Consider the following 15,889-nt stretch of genomic DNA (forward strand, 5'->3'; position numbering starts at 1 on the left):
ATATGAATCGTGGGTGAAGGGCATCAGCTTTTCTTATGCGCGCGAGGTGTGCCGCCCCTTCGCGCGCCCCATACGCCCTTACCTGCCGCCACAAATTTTGAGCCGATTCTCAGCCCAACCGTGATGCCGATTGCCGCGAAGGCACGGCGCGGCGGCGTAGAATAAGAGCTTGGGCTCTTTCGTTAGGAGCCCTCTGAATCATCTGCCACGACAGCCGAATGAGGTATGAGCTATGAGCGCCAACGCCCTGCCCGTGATTACTGTGCACGGCCACGCCAGCAACCCCGGTACTGTCACTGAGCCTACCGTCTATGAGCAGGCTCTGGCGCGCTCGCTGAGCCCCGAATCCCTGCCGGCACATATCGGAGTGCTGGTGGACGGTAACCGTCGCTGGGCGGCTCAGCGCGGCTTGAGCACCCGTGAGGGCCACGCCGCCGGTGCGGAGCGAATTATTGATTTTCTTGCCTGGTGCACTGAGCTGTCGATTCCGCAGGTGAGCCTGTACATGCTCTCCACCGAGAACCTGAAACGCCCCGAGAAGGAACTGACCGGTCTGGTCGCTGTGATTGATGCGTTCTTGGTGCGTCTGGTGGAGTCCGCCTGCGGTCCGGTGCGCGCTATCGGCAATATTGACCTGATTCCTCGCCAGCTGCACGAGCGCCTGGACTGGGCGATTGAGCAGACTGCGCACCTGCCCGGTGTTCGCGTGAACATTGCGGTCGGTTACGGCGGCCGCCAGGAGATTGTGGACGCGGTCCGCTCGGTTCTGCGCGAGGCTGCCGCTGAGGGGGCATCCTTGGACTCGCTTGCCGAACAGCTGAGCGTGGAGGATATTTCTTCGCACCTGTACACCGCCGATATGCCCGACCCGGACCTGCTGATTCGCACTTCGGGCGAGCAGCGCCTGTCCGGTTTCATGACCTGGCAGAGTGCGTATTCTGAGTTTTACTTCTGCCGCGCCCTGTGGCCGGATTTCACACGCGTTGATTTTCTGCGTGCCCTGCGGGATTACGCGAACCGTTCCCGCCGCTTCGGTTCCTAGAACTTGGATGCCCTAGCGCCATCGGTGCATGTTTCTCGGCCGGCTGGCTGGTTCCTGACTAGTTGGTTCCTGGCTAGCAGCCTCCGGTAGTACAGCCTCCAGCAATACAGAATGGACGTTCTATGCTCGCTGAGCTTTCCCGCCTCTACAACGCTGGAGGCGCCTCCACAATTGCCGCTCTGGTGCTCGGCAGCTACCTGCTGTATTTTCTGTGGTGCGCCCTGCGGCTGTGGCGTATTGATGTGCGGGAGCACCGTCTGCCGCACCGCATCCTGATTCCTTTGGCTATTGCCACCTATACGGCGCTGCCGGTGTCTTTGCTTTTTGCCGGTCGCCCCGCCGATATTTGGCGTGTGATTGGTGCCGGTCTGGTGCTGTGGTTCTGCTACCTGCTTCTGCGTATCCTGTCTTTTGGCGCGCTGGGCCGCGGAGATGTGAAGCTTGCGGGTATTCTGGGCGGCGTGCTCGGGTACCTGTCCTGGGCGAATCTGGGCTGGGCGTCGCTGGTGACGTTCCTTGCCGGTGGTCTGGTGTCTTTGGCTCTGGTTCTGTTCACGAAGGCACGCGGTAGCACCCGCATTGCGTTCGGCCCGTTTATGCTTCTGGGTGCGCTGGTGGCGTTGGCTGCTCCGGCGTATTCTCTGTGGTAGATTCCGAAGTAGGGTGACCGTCCGGCTAAGTGGCGGGCTCGTTCTGTGTATGGCCCGCGGCTGTTTGCTCTGCTCTCTAGCACCTATTCCCGATAGACTTGCCGGGGCTTTTGAAAGGTTGATGTTATGCCTACTCCTCCCTATATCCGTAAGCTGCGTGAGCAGATTGGATCGGATTACCTGTGGCTGTCCGGTGCGACGGCTGTGGTGTACCGTGAGCAGGATTCTAAGGTGCTACTGGTGCGCCGTAGCGATAACGGGGCGTGGACCCCGATTACGGGCATTGTGGACCCGGGGGAGAGCCCCGCACTGACCTGCCTGCGTGAGGCGCAGGAGGAGGCGAACGTGCAGATTGAGGTGCTGGAGCTGGCGCAGGTGAAGGCTGACCCGCCGATGCAGTTCGGTAATGGTGACCGCTGCCAGTTCTTGGATCATACGTTCTTGTGCCGCTGGGTTTCTGGTGAGGCGAAGGTGAACGACGAGGAGTCTTCGCAGGTGCGTTGGGTGGATGTGTCTGACCCGGCGGAGCGTGCGTTGCTTTCGGATCGGATGCTGGACCGTATTGATGCGGCGCTGAACTATAACGGCCACTGCCGTTTTGGTTTGGAGTCGGTGCCGCCGGAAGAGCTCTAGACCGGTTACTGGGACTGAGTAAAAGCTGCCGAACTAAACCTGTACATACAGAAGGAGGGGCGACCCGCCGTCATGGCGAGTCGCCCCTCCCAGCATTTTTATGACAGTTTGTTACATGTTATTGGGTGGTTCTTCCTGTTTTTCTGTGGGAGTGGGGGACTGGAAGCCTAAAGGTTGCCGTGGTTTTATTTTGTTTTTGTCTTCTTTACCTTAAGTTGCGTCTGTGTATCGAGTTATGAGTGGTGTACATGAGATGCTTTATATATGACACGGGTTACATTGGGAGTGACGGCCCCGTATTAGTCAGTAACCCGAGAAAGATTCGTTCACGTGATGTTCTGGTGAGCGTAGTCGCTTTCCTTTTACTCTGCCTATAAATCTTTAAGGCATGCCATTTTTCTGTGAACTAGGCTCATTGTGTTCATCGCAATTCTTGGGCGCTATTTTGATGCGTCCTGGAAGGAGCAAAGCATGACAACACATAAAATACCCTGGAGAATCTACGTAGCCCTTATTGGCTCTCTGGTAGGTACAGGAATATATTCCTTCGCCCTACCCATCGCGATTCTCGCTAGTACAGGCGAAATTGGGTTGGCTGGCGTAATGGCGGTAGCCATGCAAATCCCCAATATCGCCTTGGCATATCCACTAGCAACCCTATCTGATAGTCTGCCTCGAAAACCTATGATTGTGATTGCCGGGGCAGTAAACATCCTCAGCATCCTTACCTTGGCGTTGATGATTGAGCAGCATATGCTGTCATGGTTCACCATCGCCGCACTAGGATTTGTGAGCGGTGTCTTCTCCGAACTGGCTGCTGCCTCAGAAGCAGGATATATTCCGCAGCTTCTCGGACGAGAAAACCTTCTTTCGTACAATGCACGTCGTGAAATTTGCGAGGGAATATCCGCAATCATTGCACCCCCTACAGCAGGATTTATTGTTCTTGTCGCGGGTGCAACGGTCGGTCTTATCGTCCCGGTGCTCCTTTTCGGAGCGGCAACTATTTCATACGCAACGTTGCCATCCGTAGAGATGGAAACTAAAACTGAGCAACGCGAAACCGCACAACATGGGTTTATTCACCGCATGTTTGACGGTATCCAATACATGTTCTCCGGCGCCCCGCAGAGACTTATCCTTGTCTACACGTTCTTCTTGGCGGCAGCTACGGCATCGTATTCACTCATCATTATTTACCGCCTGTATGAGGAACTCACTTTTGAAGCCTCAGTGGTAGGCATGATTATGGCCTGCAGCGGTATCGGTGGTATCGTCGCGGCGCTCATCATCGATCGTTTCCTCTCTTTCGAGAACACACGAGGAATGCTACTGGTTGCCAACGTCGTATCCCTGCTTGGAATACCGCTCGTCACCGTCAGCAATAACCCCGTAGTGCTCGGCGCCCTGCTCTTCATCCTGGACGTAGGATGGGCATCAGCTTTCATCTTCTCCAACAATCTGCGTGACTGCATTACACCGAATGAGCTACTGGGGCGTGCCAGCTCCCTTGACGGTGCCGTGTTTGGGTTAGGAACGCTGTACTCCATGGGTGCGGTAGCACTGATGCTTGACCATCTCGGCTCCTTCAACGCTGCGCTTGTCGTCAGTATCCCGGCTGTACTCTGCCTCATCTACACGCTGGTCCACTATAAACAGTTCAAAGTGTTCAATATTGTTGAACAATAGTGAGGACCTGCTGCCAACTCAATGACGGGGCAGAGAACACACACAGAAGGAGGGGCGACCCGCCGTCATGGCGAGTCGCCCCTCCCTCTATGGTTAAGCCGCGAACCTCAGGCGAGGTTCAGGCGGGTGAGATTAGAAGTTGCCCAGCATCTTGGTGACGTCCAGAGCCGCATCCAGCTGCTCCTCAGTCACTTCGCCGCGCTCCACGTAGCCCAGTGCCACAACTGCCTCACGGACAGTCACCTTGTGAGCCACCGAGTACTTAGCGATCTTCGCAGCAGCCTCGTAACCAATCAGCTTGTTCAGCGGGGTCACGGTCGACGGCGAAGCCTCAGCCAGGAAGCGGCAACGGTCAACGTTAGCGGTCAGACCGTCAATCATCTTCTCAGCCGAAACGCGGGAGACGTTAGCGAGCAGGCGGATCGACTGCAGCAGGTTAGCGGCCATCACCGGGATACCCACGTTCAGCTCAAACGCGCCGTTAGTGGAAGACAGAGCGATGGTTGCGTCGTTACCGATAACCTGAGCGGCAACCATGATGGTAGCCTCACAAATCACGGGGTTGACCTTACCGGGCATAATCGAGGAACCGGGCTGCAGGTCGGGGATGTGCAGCTCGCCCAGGCCGGTGTTCGGGCCCGAACCCATCCAGCGGATGTCGTTGCTGATCTTCATCAGGCCGTACGCCAGGGTGCGCAGCTGACCGGAAACCTCAATCAGGCCGTCACGGTTAGCCTGAGCCTCAAAGTGGTTACGAGCCTCGGTCAGGGGCAGACCGGTCTCCTCAGCCAGCAGCTCAATCACGCGAGCGGAGAAGCCGTCGGGGGTGTTGATGCCGGTACCCACAGCGGTACCGCCCAGGGGAACCTCAGCCACGCGGGGCAGGGAAGCGTTCACACGCTCAATGCCGTAACGCACGGTTGCGGCGTAGCCGGAGAACTCCTGGCCCAGGGTGATGGGGGTTGCGTCCATCAGGTGGGTACGACCGGACTTCACAACGTCCTTGAACTCAACGGACTTGCGCTCCAGGGACTCAGCGAGCACCTCGAGAGCGGGAATCAGGTCCTTCACCAGAGCCTCGGTCACTGCAACGTGCACGGAGGTGGGGAAGACATCGTTGGAGGACTGGGAAGCGTTCACGTGGTCATTGGGGTGAACCTCAATGCCCTTGGACTCCAGGGAACGGGTTGCCAGGGTTGCCAGGACCTCGTTCGCGTTCATGTTCGAGGAGGTACCGGAACCGGTCTGGAAGACGTCAATGGGGAAGTGGGCGTCGTACTTACCGGTTGCTACCAGATCCGCTGCGTCGCGGATAGCCTGGGCGCGCTCAGCGTCGAGCACCTTGAGTTCCTCATTGGCGGTCGCGGCTGCCTTCTTCACGAGGGCAAGCGCACGAATATGGGCGGATTCGAGGGTCTGACCCGAAATCGGGAAGTTCTCGACTGCGCGCTGGGTCTGTGCACGGTAGAGTGCATCAGCCGGAACGCGAACTTCGCCCATGGTGTCATGTTCAATGCGGTATTCAATGTTTTCAGCCATACCTCTAGGATAGGCGTTCAAAGTGGCTTACGTCGCCTCGAAAAGGTGTCAAAAGAGGAAAAACGCTCATAAATTTTGCGGCGTGAGAAGGCGCAGAAAAACCCCGCCCCGGTAGATGTGCGAACACGCTACCGTGGCGGGGATATCCCATAGAAAAATCTGTTGTTAAGTGCGAGCGTGTGGGTTCTCGCACTAAGGCTCGCAACGAGCGGAGAAGAGGAAATCTAGTCCAGGTTCTCGGCAACCACAACGCGCGGGGGAGTCTTCACGACCACCGGAAGCGCCTGAGTCGGCGGGTTCTGCGCGCTGTTCTTCTCCTCCGGCAGGGCCAGGTCCTGCGAACTGAACACCAGCTCCGCCTTACCCTCCTTCAGGTGGTAGAAGACACCAATCACGGCGACCTTACCCTCAACCACCGCATCCGAAATAATGTGGGACTGCTCAATAATGCGGATAGCGGTCTGGCGGGTGTGCTCACGCACCATATCGTTGACGACCGGGTTCTCCGGCAGCTTCGGGGACATCACCGAAGGCAGGATGTGCTGCACCAGGTTACGGATGAAGCCGTGCGGCATCTCACCGGATTCCAGGGACTTGCTGGCTGCGGTCACAGCACCGCAGGAGTCGTGACCGAGAACCATCACGATGGGGGTCTCAAACTCCTCAACCGCGTACTCCAACGAGCCGAGCGCAGCGTTCTCCAGCACGTGGCCGGCGGTACGCACCACGAACGCATCACCCAGACCCAGGTCAAAAATAATCTCCGCCGCCAGACGCGAGTCACCGCAACCAAAAATCGAGGCGAACGGGAACTGACCTGATGCAAGGTCGGTACGGCGAATCGTGTCCTGGTTGGGGTGCTCATTGCTACCCTCAACGAAACGGCGGTTACCGTCCTTCAGACGCTTCCACGCCTCTGCGGGGGTCGGTTGAATACCAGCCATGTGATGCTCCTTAGCGGACAAGTACAGAAAACGCCTGCGCCAGAGCAAACGAATCTGCGAATCGGGTATGTGGGGCTTCAAGCGCTCGCGCTGAAGTGCAGCTCCTCACCGGAATCCGGCAAAGAACCTACCTCAAATATGCCTTAAATATGCGAAAAATAGCTAGTTTGGCACGCCTTCACAGCACCCAAAATCAGCGCCTCAGAGCGTATGAAGTGCCGAAGAGAGATGAAGCCCTCACCGATTTGCCGCATCTGCTCACCTTAAAGTCAACACGCACGCAAACTCGTTCAGAACAAGAAAAACGAAGCCTGAGCGCGCTATCCTGAAAGGAGCACTACTGCGTCGGCGACTTCGTGCTGGAAAGAACCAGCCAGCCGACAGTGTATTCAGAAATCTCGAAGGTGAGTCTATGACTACGAACAACAATCACGGCGATCGCAACCTCGCAATGGAACTGGTCCGCGCGACTGAAGCAGCAGCAATTGCTGCAGGCCCCTGGGTTGGCGCAGGCGAAAAGAACCTCGCAGATGGTGCAGCCGTAGACGCAATGCGCTACCGCCTCTCCACCGTCAACTTCAACGGCACCGTCGTCATCGGTGAAGGCGAGAAGGACAAGGCTCCCATGCTGTACAACGGCGAGAACGTCGGCGATGGCTCCGGCCCCTCCCTCGACGTGGCAGTTGACCCCATCGACGGTACCCGCCTGACCGCACTCGGCATGGACAACGCCCTCTCCGTGATTGCTGTGGCAGACGGCGGCACCATGTTCGACCCCTCCGCAGTGTTCTACATGGAGAAGCTGGTCACCGGCCCCGAAGCCGCAGAGTTCGTGGACCTGCGCCTGCCCGTCAAGCAGAACCTGCACCTGGTCGCTAAGGCTAAGGGCAAGAAGGTCAGCGAGCTGACCGTATGCGTGCTGGACCGCCCCCGCCACGCCAAGCTGATCCAGGAGATTCGCGAGGCAGGCGCCCGTACCCGCATCATCCTCGACGGTGACGTCGCCGGCGCTATCGCAGCCTGCCGCGAGAACACCGGCGTGGACCTCATGCTCGGCACCGGCGGCACCCCCGAAGGCGTTGTCGCAGCGTGCGCTATCAAGGCAACCGGTGGCGTGATTCAGGGCCGTCTGGCACCGACCGACGAGGCAGAGCGCGAGAAGGCACTGGAAGCCGGCCACGACCTGGACCGCGTGCTGACCACCAACGACCTGGTCACCAGCGACAACTGCTTCTTCGCCGCAACCGGCATCACCGACGGCAAGCTGCTGCGCGGCGTGCGCTACAGCAAGAACGTTGTGACCACCCAGTCGCTGGTCATGCGTTCCTCCTCGGGCACCGTGCGTACCGTTGAGGCTGAGCACCGCCTCTCCCGTCTGCGCGAGATTCTCTCGCACACCAAGAGCCCCGGCGAAGCCTAAGCCTTTGAGGTAGCCCCCAAACATACGGAGCCGCCCCCAACCGAATCACTCGGTTGGGGGCGGCTCCCTTGTATATTTAAGCCCATATATTGGCTCGTATATTTAGCTTTTAGCTCTCAGAACCTACCCAGATTGGGGCGCCTGAAGTCGTTAGCGAGAGCGGAAGGACTGAACCTTTGCCTTCGCCTTTGCCACTGCATCGCAAACCGCAGGACGAGCCTTGTACGCCAGGGTGTAGGCGCGGTAACCCAGCGAGGACACCGGAACATCCCAGGTACCCGGGTACTCCACGGACTCGCCGCCGAAGGACTTCTTGAACTTCGTGAAACCGGCCCACTCGTGATCCGGCTGATCCTCCGGCGCGATGCCGAAGAGGTCAACGTACTTCAGACCCTTACGCTTAGCGTCCAGGATTAAGTTCGTCATCACCACAACACCGGCACTAAGGGTGCGGTGCTCGAAGGATGCCGCCGCGTGCGCGTAGGTGCGGGTATCGTCCGAATCGTACACGAACGCCGCCGCAATCGGGGTGCTCTCGCCGTTCTCGCCCGCCAGCTTCGCAATGTAGAGCGACGCCGCACCGGCGGGCATCAGCACGCGAGCCGCCTGCATCAGGTAGTCGTCGTGCTGACGGTTGAAGCCGTTACGCTCCGCGGTCTCCTCGAGGAAGCCGAAGAGAATCGACATATCCGAGGGATTGGTCGACACCTCAACGGTCACGCCCTTCTTGTGGATATTACGATGACGAGTACGATAACCGGAAATCATTCCCTTGATGATCTCATCCTCGGTGCCCGAGAGGTCAATAATCTGCGTGTGCGAAGGCTGCACCTGGCGAGGAGCCAGAACCGCACCGCGACGAGCCAGGAACGCCGCAGCATCCTGATCGCCCCAGATGGCGGACTCAGTAGGCTCAATACGCACAAACAGACAACGAAGCTTCGCGGCCTCTTCCTTCAACGAGGCAAGAGCCTCGTCGAAGGCCACAGCGCTCGAAGCAACCGGTCCGTACGGGCTGTACAAGTAGCGGCCGGTAGCACCGCCCTCAACGGTCGCAAGGTACGACCAGCCGTTACCGCTCTTACGAATTACGGTGTGACCATTAGATTCCTGAAAACGTGCCCAAATATCGGACTGAAGAATATTGCTCATACTTCTAGTGTATCCGAGCTTAGGGAACGTAAGCCTGCGGCTCCGAGGAAGCCTCGGGGGCAGGTGCCGGGCGAGTCGAGGAGGTGCTCTCCTCAGCCTCATGCTCGGCAGCAGCCTTCGCCTTCGCCTTCGCCTCGGCTACGCGGGTGCGCAGGGCGGCGCCCTTGTCCATAGCGCTCTGACGCAGATCCTGAGAGAACTGACGCAGGTCGTCATGCACCTGGCGGGCGAAAGAATCAGTACCCGAACCCAGGATACGCAGAGCCAACAGACCTGCGTTGCGCGCACCGTTAATGGACACGGTTGCCACCGGGACGCCGGCGGGCATCTGGACAATCGACAGCAGCGAGTCCATGCCTTCGAGGTTCTTCAGGCGCACCGGAACACCAATCACCGGCAGAGCGGTGACGGAGGCGAGCATGCCCGGCAGGTGAGCGGCACCGCCGGCACCGGCAATAATCACGCGGATACCGCGGCTGTGAGCCTTCTTGCCGTACTCAATCATGTCCTCGGGCATGCGGTGAGCCGAGACGACGTCAGCCTCGTAGGGGATGCCGAACTCGTCCAGAACCTCGGCTGCGGCCTCCATGACCGACCAGTCCGAATCCGAACCCATCACAATGCCAACGATGGGCTGGGAGGAATCATAGGGAGACTGAGACATAATCCTCATATCCTTTCAGGATGCGGTGGCGAACCACCATCACTAGGGGGTACCGGATATGCAGGATGCACTCACCCCGCGCACCGGCTAAAACAGGGGCTACAGGGGGCGGCCGTCACGCAAAATGGAGGCGGCATTCGCGGCGCTGTGGCGCAACTCGTCAAGCTCAGCCACCGTGCCAGTAATGTTCACGTGACCAATCTTGCGTCCCGGACGGGTTTCCTTGCCGTAGAAGTGAATCTTTGCGCGCGGCTCAGCCGAAAGCGCCAGCGGGTAGACGCCGAAGATATCCTCGTTCTCGCCGCCCAGGTAGTTCTTCATCACTGCAACGCCCTCCAGCACGGAGGTATCGCCCAGCGGCAGATCAAGCACCGCACGCAGGTGCTGCTCAAACTGGCTGGTCACCGAACCGTCCTGAGTCCAGTGGCCGGTGTTGTGCGGGCGCATCGCCAGTTCGTTGATGTAGAAGCCTGCGGGGGAGCCGGGCACCTCAAAAAGCTCAGCAGCCATCACACCGGTGACACCCAGCTCGGAAGCAATAGTCACGGCGGCGGAAGCGGCAGCCTCAGCAATCTCGGGGTCCAGATTCTGCGCGGGGGCAATGACCTCGTCACAGATGGAGTTCACCTGGATGGTCTCAACGACCGGCCAGGGGCGCACCTCGCCGCTTTCACGGCGAGCAACCAGCGCGGAGAGCTCACGGGTGAAGGGCACCTTCTCCTCAGCGAGCAGGGCGGAGAAATCAGTGCGGGAAGGCAGCTGCTCGAACCACTCGGCGCTGCGCTCGCGAGCATCGGCGGGGGAATCCAGAACGAGAACGCCCTTGCCGTCGTAGCCGCCGCGCGGGGTCTTCAACACCACGGGCCAGCCGATCTCATCACCGAAGGCGAGCAGCTCGTCCAGGGTAGAAACCTGAGCCCAACGCGGGTTCGGCAGACCCAGGCGCTCAACGGCCTGGCGCATCAGGAGCTTGTCCTGGGCGTACTGGAGAGCTTCGGGGCGGGGCTGAACGTTCACGCCCTCTGCCATGAGGGTGCGCAGAAATTCGGTGGGCACGTGCTCATGGTCGAAAGTGATGACATCCTTGCCGCGAGCAAACTCGCGGAGGGTGTCCAAGTCTTTGTAATCCCCGACGGGCGCGGTACGTACCGCTGCCACGGCGCCGACGGTGGGCGCCTCCGCAAGAATCTGCAGGTCGAGGCCAAGGTTAGTTGCTGCGGGTGCCATCATGCGGGCCAGCTGGCCTCCGCCGATGACGCCAATTACGGGTCCAGTCACAGGGTAAGTCACAGCACCTAAGTGTACCGGTTTCAGAGTGCTTATGGGAGCAAGACCACATTAAGGTCACAGAATGAGTGCCAGGGAGGTGAAACAATCCAGCGCATAGATTCTTGCGCCGTTGATGTAACGCGGCGGATACGCGGGTAAAGCCCTCAAGCTTGCCTCTTTGGCATCATCAGGGGCGAGGTGAACGGAGGCGTCCCGATAGCTGGGAGGTCCATGGAAAAACTCTCAGAGGTACAGAGAAGACAGCAGGACTGTATTAACATATAAGAGCTTGTAAAAGAGGCTGAAGCATTCGACCGTCGCCGCGTAACTAGCGCCCACCGTCGCATATCGCCCCTTTTTCCCGATAAAACTCCGCTAGATAGGCCCCGTATGAGCGCACAGACGAAACCGACCCTCACCGAACGCTTGAAATCCCTCTGGGACAGCTACGGTATTGAGGTGCTCAAATTCGGTACCGTGGGCGGCGCCGCCTTCATCGTGAACTCTGTGACGGTGTGGATGCTGATGATGACCATCATGTCGGAGTCCCACACTAAGGCGAAGGTCGTTGCAAGTGTTGTCGCAACCATCTTCTCCTGGCTCATGAACCGCCTGTGGACCTTCCGCGACTCCCGCTCCGAGAACTGGAAGCGCGAAGCTATCGAATTCGGCTTGGTCAATCTGCTCGGCATCCTCGTTGAGGCCGGCTGTGTGGCATTCAGTACCTACGTGCTGAACCTGCGCACCCCCGAGGCGTCCTTCATCTCCGGTACGATCATCGGTACCATCCTGGGCACCATCCTTCGCTACTTCCTCTACCGCTTCTGGGTGTACGGTTCGCACCGCCAGAAAGTCGAAGAGGGCGAAGGTACCGACCACGAGGAGCTCGGCCGCATGTTTGACGAAGCTGCCGCCATTCTCGACGGCGAAGAGCCCGCAGCACGTAAGGCAACCTCTGAAGCGGCTGCATCCGAGGCGCAGTCGAAGCCCGGTTCGCAGAACTCCTAGACCCGCCTAAGGCCGACCATCAGCTAAGACTTGTTCCAAAAACTTATCCCCCGATACACGCTGTATCGGGGGATAAGTTTTTTAAAAATCTAGAAACTTTGGAAGACTCACTAGGCGCGGGAAACTAGCTGCGGGGAATCTCCACTGCACGCTCGGAATCCATCAGAGACGCCAGCTGCTCATCCTGCCAGTCCACGCTCGGGTCAGCCACAAACACCGCATGACCGGAGAGCAAAATCGCCAGAACCTCCAACAGGGCGCTCATGGTCGCCTCCGACGCATCAAAAGCGTAATCGGGGCTCAACTCCAGCGCGAGCGCACGCTGACCCGAAGGCAGCGCATAACCCGCCGTGCGATAAATCTGCGCCTGTGCAAGCGCCTGCTCGTACGCCTCTGCGTATGTGAAGCCCTCAAGCACCTCTGCCGAGTCATCCGGAAGCATACCGGAGTACTGGTCGCCAAAGCTACGCACCAGCGCGCAATAATCGAGCACCTCATCGGCATAGGAGGACAGCGCCTGCAGGTCACCGGTGTAAGAAAGCGCCAGCGGGGCACGATCAACCGCCAGAAGGTACGCGGGGTCGTTCGTGTAGCCAGCCTCCTGCTCGGTGCAGACTGCGGCAACCAACGGCTCATCCTGGTTCAGCAGAGCGCCCACACGCAGCGCCGCCAAGCCCAGAACAATAGTGCGCCAGTGCAGGGGAGCCTGAAGGTCAAAGTCCTCACCAGGCTCCAGTTCGCATTCTTCAACCAGCAGGTTTGCGCTCTTATCAACCCAATTCATGAGGACCCTGCCGGAGAGCTCGATGCGCTCGCCATTTACCGAATACCAGATGAGGGCGGGAGTCTGCTGGCTGCTGAGCTTCTCAAAGAAGCGGTTCAGAGTTGTGGGCACGGAGGCGCCGGTGGGGGAGAGAGTAACCATGGGTTTTACTCTACCGCACCGTGTGGTGGGGCGCGTGGAGAAGCCGACGCGGGAGTAAAAGATACAGGGGTAAAGTAAAAACGCCTAAGGATGCCTTAAAAAATCTAATGGCTCAAAATGTTTGACAGCCCTAATGTCTCATTTTGGAATGTGGCATAAATATAAATTGGAAATGTAAATGGTTCGCAATGCCTCGAAAAATATTCAGAAACCGCATGGTGAAAAAGATAAGTTTTTCTTATCTAATTATTAGAATCTTTCCCTATACTCGAGATGGGGCGTGTGGGATGGTCGTCATGAACCCTTATATTTGCAGTCGGGATGCGGAATTTGCGGGCGATGGAAACCACTCCTGGAGAAGGGAAAACCTGGGTGTCCCTTAGGTGTGAGCGAGGGTAAGTGGTGCGTGGGAAAATATATAAAGGTCAAATTTACATTAAATATGACGCCCCTAACACATACATCTAAATATTGTTTAAGTCTAGTTTGACGAAACGGCGTGTCGCACGTCTAATAGATATATAAGCGTGTTTGCCTTGGAGGGACCGTAGAGGCCAAAGCGAACCATGCCACACCATACACACTAAGATTCCGTCGACGACGGATCCGCAGACTCATTAAGCTCACAATGAGAACACGGAAGGAAAACACATGGGCTCCTACATTGCATCGGACCGCTCCATCGCGGCCGCGCGCGCATCAGGCGCTCAGCACCGTAGCATGAATCCCACTCAATCTCTCGAAAAAGCCACCGACGCCTTTCTCGCAGACGCAGAACGAAACATGCCTGCCTGCACCGACGTATGGACCGCAGCGGCAGGACTCTACGGAACCGAAGGCGAAGACGGAGAACTCGCCTGGCAAGCTGAAGCACTCTGCGCCCAGACCGACCCCGAAGCCTTCTTCCCCGAGAAGGGCGGCTCCACCCGAGACGCCAAAAGGGTATGCGGTGTATGCCCCGTGCGCGAAGAATGTCTACAATATGCAATGGACAATGACGAGCGCTTCGGAATCTGGGGCGGGCTGTCAGAACGTGAACGCCGCCGACTGCGCAAGCAGGCGAGCTAAGCCAGGAAGGTACCATCTACATGCAGACCGCACGACTGTGCTCCCGCCAGACCTGCCAGCGAGAGGCGACTGTTACTCTCCACTACTCCTACGCAGATTCCACGGCACTCATTGATGCACTCTCTGAATTCCGCGAACCCCACGCCTACGACCTCTGCGACGATCACGCCGCACGACTGACGGCACCTCAGGGCTGGCGAGTGGTCTACAAGGTACCCGTCCAGGGTGCGGACACCATCGAATCCTAGAATTCGGACCCAAGATTTAAACACCCGAATGCAAAGAACCTTCCGTGAATTCACACGGAAGGTTCTTTGCGTATGAGAAACTGGCAGATAGTACAGACACCCGCAACTCACTCAAACACCATTCACTCGAAAAGAACGCGAGATCCATGAGCAAAGAAACACACCGAGGAATGTGGGGCGCACTGCGCCCGGCCATCCGCCGCACCAACGCCGAAGAACTACTCCACGCCCGACGCACCGAAACTAAAACCAGCGAACCGGCACCGCACACCGGCGCCTTCGGACGCATCGCAGCAGACGTACCCACCGTCGCCGAAGAACCCGACCTGCCCACCGGGAACGTACCCGTCGTCCCCGCACGCAGCAAGCTACGCGAACAGGGCGTCGGCACCCGCGTACGCACCCGCACCAACGTCTCCACCGGCTTCGTGCCCCTCGTCCGCGACTCGCAGAGCACCCCCAAAAACCCGACGCTCAGCGACCTCAACCGCGAAACCATGCAGAAGGCCGCCGAAGCAGAAGCCGCGGCAGCAGCAGAAGCCGAAAAAGCCGCTGAAGCAGAAACCGTCGCTACCGCGGAGGCGGCAAGCGCCTCCACCGCCGGACGCAAGTACCGCACCGAAACCACCCGCACCGGCCACACCCACGCGGTCGCAGACCCCAACGCGCCTCTGTCCTCCCTGGCAGCCTCACCCGAGGCCGCTGAACGCGCCGCGGCACGCGAAGACGCCGTGGAAGACACCCCGCGCCTCCTCAAGCTCCGCGCAACCCTCATCGCGCTCACCGTACCGCTGACCGTACTCATGATCGCGATCCGTGCCGTCGCTTCCGCGCCCTTCCTCTGGCTTGAATACCACCGACCCGGATTCCCCGAAGACAGCTACGGCTACTACCTCATCGAGAGGATGCGCCTGGGCTCTTACGGCGTGGACTACATCAACAACTTCGCGCCGCGAGAATACCTCGCCCGCGTCACCACCGGTGCCGACAATACCCTCGCCTTCACCGAAGCAGAAGTAAACCACATGCACGACGTGAAATGGGTGCTGCTCATCGCTACCGTAGCCGTTGCCGTGCTCTTCCTCGTGACGCTCTTCAGCAGCATCTCCCTGCGCGAGCGTGCCCCCGGAACCATCCGCCGCAGCCTTTTCTCGGGCGCGTGGATTACCCTGGGCCTTATCGTGGTGCTCGGCGTCGTGGGCGCCTTCGGTTGGGAATGGCTGTTCACCACCTTCCACCAGGTGTTCTTCCCGCAGGGCAACTGGGAGTTCTCGGTGCGAAGCTCCCTAATCCGCCTCTACCCGCCGCAGTTCTGGATTGATGCGGCAATCGCCGTAGCGGTCCTCGTGGCAGCGCAGATTACCCTCCTGCTCGTGACCACCTGGCCCACCAAATACCGCAAGCTCAAGGCGGAACGCCGCCGCCAGGAACGCCAGGAGCTGCGCGTCAAGCTCGCCTCCGCACGAGTCGGCGAGAACTAAATTCCATAAGCCTTCTCGCTCCCCGCGTTAGAGCGCAGAGGGCACAACAAAGGGGGCTGGGCATCTACCCATACGGTAGAACCCAGCCCCCTTCGCTATACCCAAGCTTGCATCGCTCGCGTCTAAACCCGAGCCTAAAACCCGAGCCTAAAACCCG

At 58.8% G+C, this 15,889-nt stretch carries 15 protein-coding genes; 9 read left to right on the forward strand and 6 right to left on the reverse strand.

The features are described from left to right. Positions 1-232 precede the first annotated feature (232 nt). From uppS to RQ593_RS03985, 4 genes are all read left to right on the forward strand, one after another. The gene (uppS, locus tag RQ593_RS03970; protein ID WP_005508943.1) at positions 233-1,042 is read left to right on the forward strand and encodes a polyprenyl diphosphate synthase; all 810 of its coding nucleotides are present in this window, start codon (positions 233-235) and stop codon (positions 1,040-1,042) included. 122 nt (positions 1,043-1,164) lie between these two features. Next, complete coding sequence (locus tag RQ593_RS03975; RefSeq protein ID WP_049346792.1) at positions 1,165-1,692, forward strand: prepilin peptidase; 528 nt, start codon at positions 1,165-1,167, stop codon at positions 1,690-1,692. A 126-nt stretch (positions 1,693-1,818) separates the two neighbouring features. After that, positions 1,819-2,325, forward strand: a complete 507-nt coding sequence (locus tag RQ593_RS03980; RefSeq protein WP_070691471.1) for an NUDIX domain-containing protein — start codon at positions 1,819-1,821, stop codon at positions 2,323-2,325. Between the two features lie 417 nt (positions 2,326-2,742). Further along, a complete protein-coding gene (locus tag RQ593_RS03985; protein WP_246824612.1) occupies positions 2,743-4,014 on the forward strand; it encodes an MFS transporter in 1,272 nt (423 codons plus the stop codon). Positions 4,015-4,146: 132 nt separating this feature from the next. Here RQ593_RS03985 and RQ593_RS03990 read toward each other — a convergent pair whose 3' ends face one another. Next, positions 4,147-5,553, reverse strand: a complete 1,407-nt coding sequence (locus RQ593_RS03990) for a class II fumarate hydratase (protein WP_060823847.1) — start codon at positions 5,551-5,553, stop codon at positions 4,147-4,149. 224 nt (positions 5,554-5,777) lie between these two features. Next, positions 5,778-6,497, reverse strand: a complete 720-nt coding sequence (locus tag RQ593_RS03995) for a carbonic anhydrase (protein ID WP_311448600.1) — start codon at positions 6,495-6,497, stop codon at positions 5,778-5,780. Positions 6,498-6,909: 412 nt separating this feature from the next. Between RQ593_RS03995 and glpX the strand changes: the two genes are divergently transcribed. Next, positions 6,910-7,917 (forward strand): class II fructose-bisphosphatase, encoded by a 1,008-nt coding sequence (gene glpX / locus RQ593_RS04000; RefSeq protein ID WP_049355000.1) that lies wholly within the window; start codon positions 6,910-6,912, stop codon positions 7,915-7,917. A 150-nt stretch (positions 7,918-8,067) separates the two neighbouring features. On the opposite strand, the gene RQ593_RS04005 is transcribed toward glpX, so the two are convergent. The 3 genes from RQ593_RS04005 to RQ593_RS04015 form a co-directional block, all read right to left on the reverse strand. Continuing rightward, a complete protein-coding gene (locus RQ593_RS04005; RefSeq protein ID WP_311449880.1) occupies positions 8,068-9,069 on the reverse strand; it encodes a peptidoglycan bridge formation glycyltransferase FemA/FemB family protein in 1,002 nt (333 codons plus the stop codon). 19 nt (positions 9,070-9,088) lie between these two features. Then, the gene (purE, locus tag RQ593_RS04010) at positions 9,089-9,733 is read right to left on the reverse strand and encodes a 5-(carboxyamino)imidazole ribonucleotide mutase (protein ID WP_311449881.1); all 645 of its coding nucleotides are present in this window, start codon (positions 9,731-9,733) and stop codon (positions 9,089-9,091) included. A gap of 99 nt (positions 9,734-9,832) precedes the next feature. After that, positions 9,833-10,963 (reverse strand): 5-(carboxyamino)imidazole ribonucleotide synthase, encoded by a 1,131-nt coding sequence (locus RQ593_RS04015; protein ID WP_397545896.1) that lies wholly within the window; start codon positions 10,961-10,963, stop codon positions 9,833-9,835. A 429-nt stretch (positions 10,964-11,392) separates the two neighbouring features. On the opposite strand from RQ593_RS04015, the gene RQ593_RS04020 reads away from it, so the two are divergent. Beyond that, positions 11,393-12,010 carry a GtrA family protein gene (locus RQ593_RS04020; protein WP_296548014.1) on the forward strand — a complete coding sequence of 206 codons (618 nt, stop codon included), beginning with the start codon at positions 11,393-11,395 and terminating at the stop codon, positions 12,008-12,010. Positions 12,011-12,134: 124 nt separating this feature from the next. Here the strand turns inward: RQ593_RS04020 and RQ593_RS04025 are convergent, their stop codons facing one another. Continuing rightward, positions 12,135-12,935 (reverse strand): TIGR03089 family protein, encoded by an 801-nt coding sequence (locus RQ593_RS04025; RefSeq protein WP_070604210.1) that lies wholly within the window; start codon positions 12,933-12,935, stop codon positions 12,135-12,137. Positions 12,936-13,586: 651 nt separating this feature from the next. Here RQ593_RS04025 and RQ593_RS04030 point away from each other — a divergent pair. The 3 genes from RQ593_RS04030 to RQ593_RS04040 all read left to right on the forward strand — a co-directional run bounded on the left by RQ593_RS04030 (position 13,587) and on the right by RQ593_RS04040 (position 15,732). Continuing rightward, positions 13,587-14,003 carry a WhiB family transcriptional regulator gene (locus tag RQ593_RS04030; protein WP_005506882.1) on the forward strand — a complete coding sequence of 139 codons (417 nt, stop codon included), beginning with the start codon at positions 13,587-13,589 and terminating at the stop codon, positions 14,001-14,003. A gap of 20 nt (positions 14,004-14,023) precedes the next feature. Beyond that, entirely contained in the window at positions 14,024-14,251 is a 228-nt protein-coding gene (locus tag RQ593_RS04035; RefSeq protein WP_070634168.1) for a DUF3499 family protein, read from the forward strand. A gap of 146 nt (positions 14,252-14,397) precedes the next feature. Further along, entirely contained in the window at positions 14,398-15,732 is a 1,335-nt protein-coding gene (locus tag RQ593_RS04040) for a TIGR01906 family membrane protein (RefSeq protein ID WP_311449882.1), read from the forward strand. Positions 15,733-15,889: the final 157 nt, after the last annotated feature.

Source organism: uncultured Rothia sp. (genome assembly GCF_963507905.1).
Taxonomy (GTDB): Bacteria; Actinomycetota; Actinomycetes; order Actinomycetales; family Micrococcaceae; genus Rothia.

What these genes read in the sequence shown, in the direction of transcription:
- uppS (WP_005508943.1), top strand. Translation starts at nt 233, where the DNA reads ATGAGCGCCAACGCCCTGCCCGTGATTACTGTGCACGGCCACGCCAGC.
- RQ593_RS03975 (WP_049346792.1), top strand. Translation starts at nt 1,165, where the DNA reads ATGCTCGCTGAGCTTTCCCGCCTCTACAACGCTGGAGGCGCCTCCACA.
- RQ593_RS03980 (WP_070691471.1), top strand. Translation starts at nt 1,819, where the DNA reads ATGCCTACTCCTCCCTATATCCGTAAGCTGCGTGAGCAGATTGGATCG.
- RQ593_RS03990 (WP_060823847.1), bottom strand. Translation starts at nt 5,553, where the DNA reads ATGGCTGAAAACATTGAATACCGCATTGAACATGACACCATGGGCGAA.
- RQ593_RS03995 (WP_311448600.1), bottom strand. Translation starts at nt 6,497, where the DNA reads ATGGCTGGTATTCAACCGACCCCCGCAGAGGCGTGGAAGCGTCTGAAG.
- glpX (WP_049355000.1), top strand. Translation starts at nt 6,910, where the DNA reads ATGACTACGAACAACAATCACGGCGATCGCAACCTCGCAATGGAACTG.
- RQ593_RS04005 (WP_311449880.1), bottom strand. Translation starts at nt 9,069, where the DNA reads ATGAGCAATATTCTTCAGTCCGATATTTGGGCACGTTTTCAGGAATCT.
- purE (WP_311449881.1), bottom strand. Translation starts at nt 9,733, where the DNA reads ATGTCTCAGTCTCCCTATGATTCCTCCCAGCCCATCGTTGGCATTGTG.
- RQ593_RS04015 (WP_397545896.1), bottom strand. Translation starts at nt 10,963, where the DNA reads ATGATGGCACCCGCAGCAACTAACCTTGGCCTCGACCTGCAGATTCTT.
- RQ593_RS04020 (WP_296548014.1), top strand. Translation starts at nt 11,393, where the DNA reads ATGAGCGCACAGACGAAACCGACCCTCACCGAACGCTTGAAATCCCTC.
- RQ593_RS04025 (WP_070604210.1), bottom strand. Translation starts at nt 12,935, where the DNA reads ATGGTTACTCTCTCCCCCACCGGCGCCTCCGTGCCCACAACTCTGAAC.
- RQ593_RS04030 (WP_005506882.1), top strand. Translation starts at nt 13,587, where the DNA reads ATGGGCTCCTACATTGCATCGGACCGCTCCATCGCGGCCGCGCGCGCA.
- RQ593_RS04035 (WP_070634168.1), top strand. Translation starts at nt 14,024, where the DNA reads ATGCAGACCGCACGACTGTGCTCCCGCCAGACCTGCCAGCGAGAGGCG.
- RQ593_RS04040 (WP_311449882.1), top strand. Translation starts at nt 14,398, where the DNA reads ATGAGCAAAGAAACACACCGAGGAATGTGGGGCGCACTGCGCCCGGCC.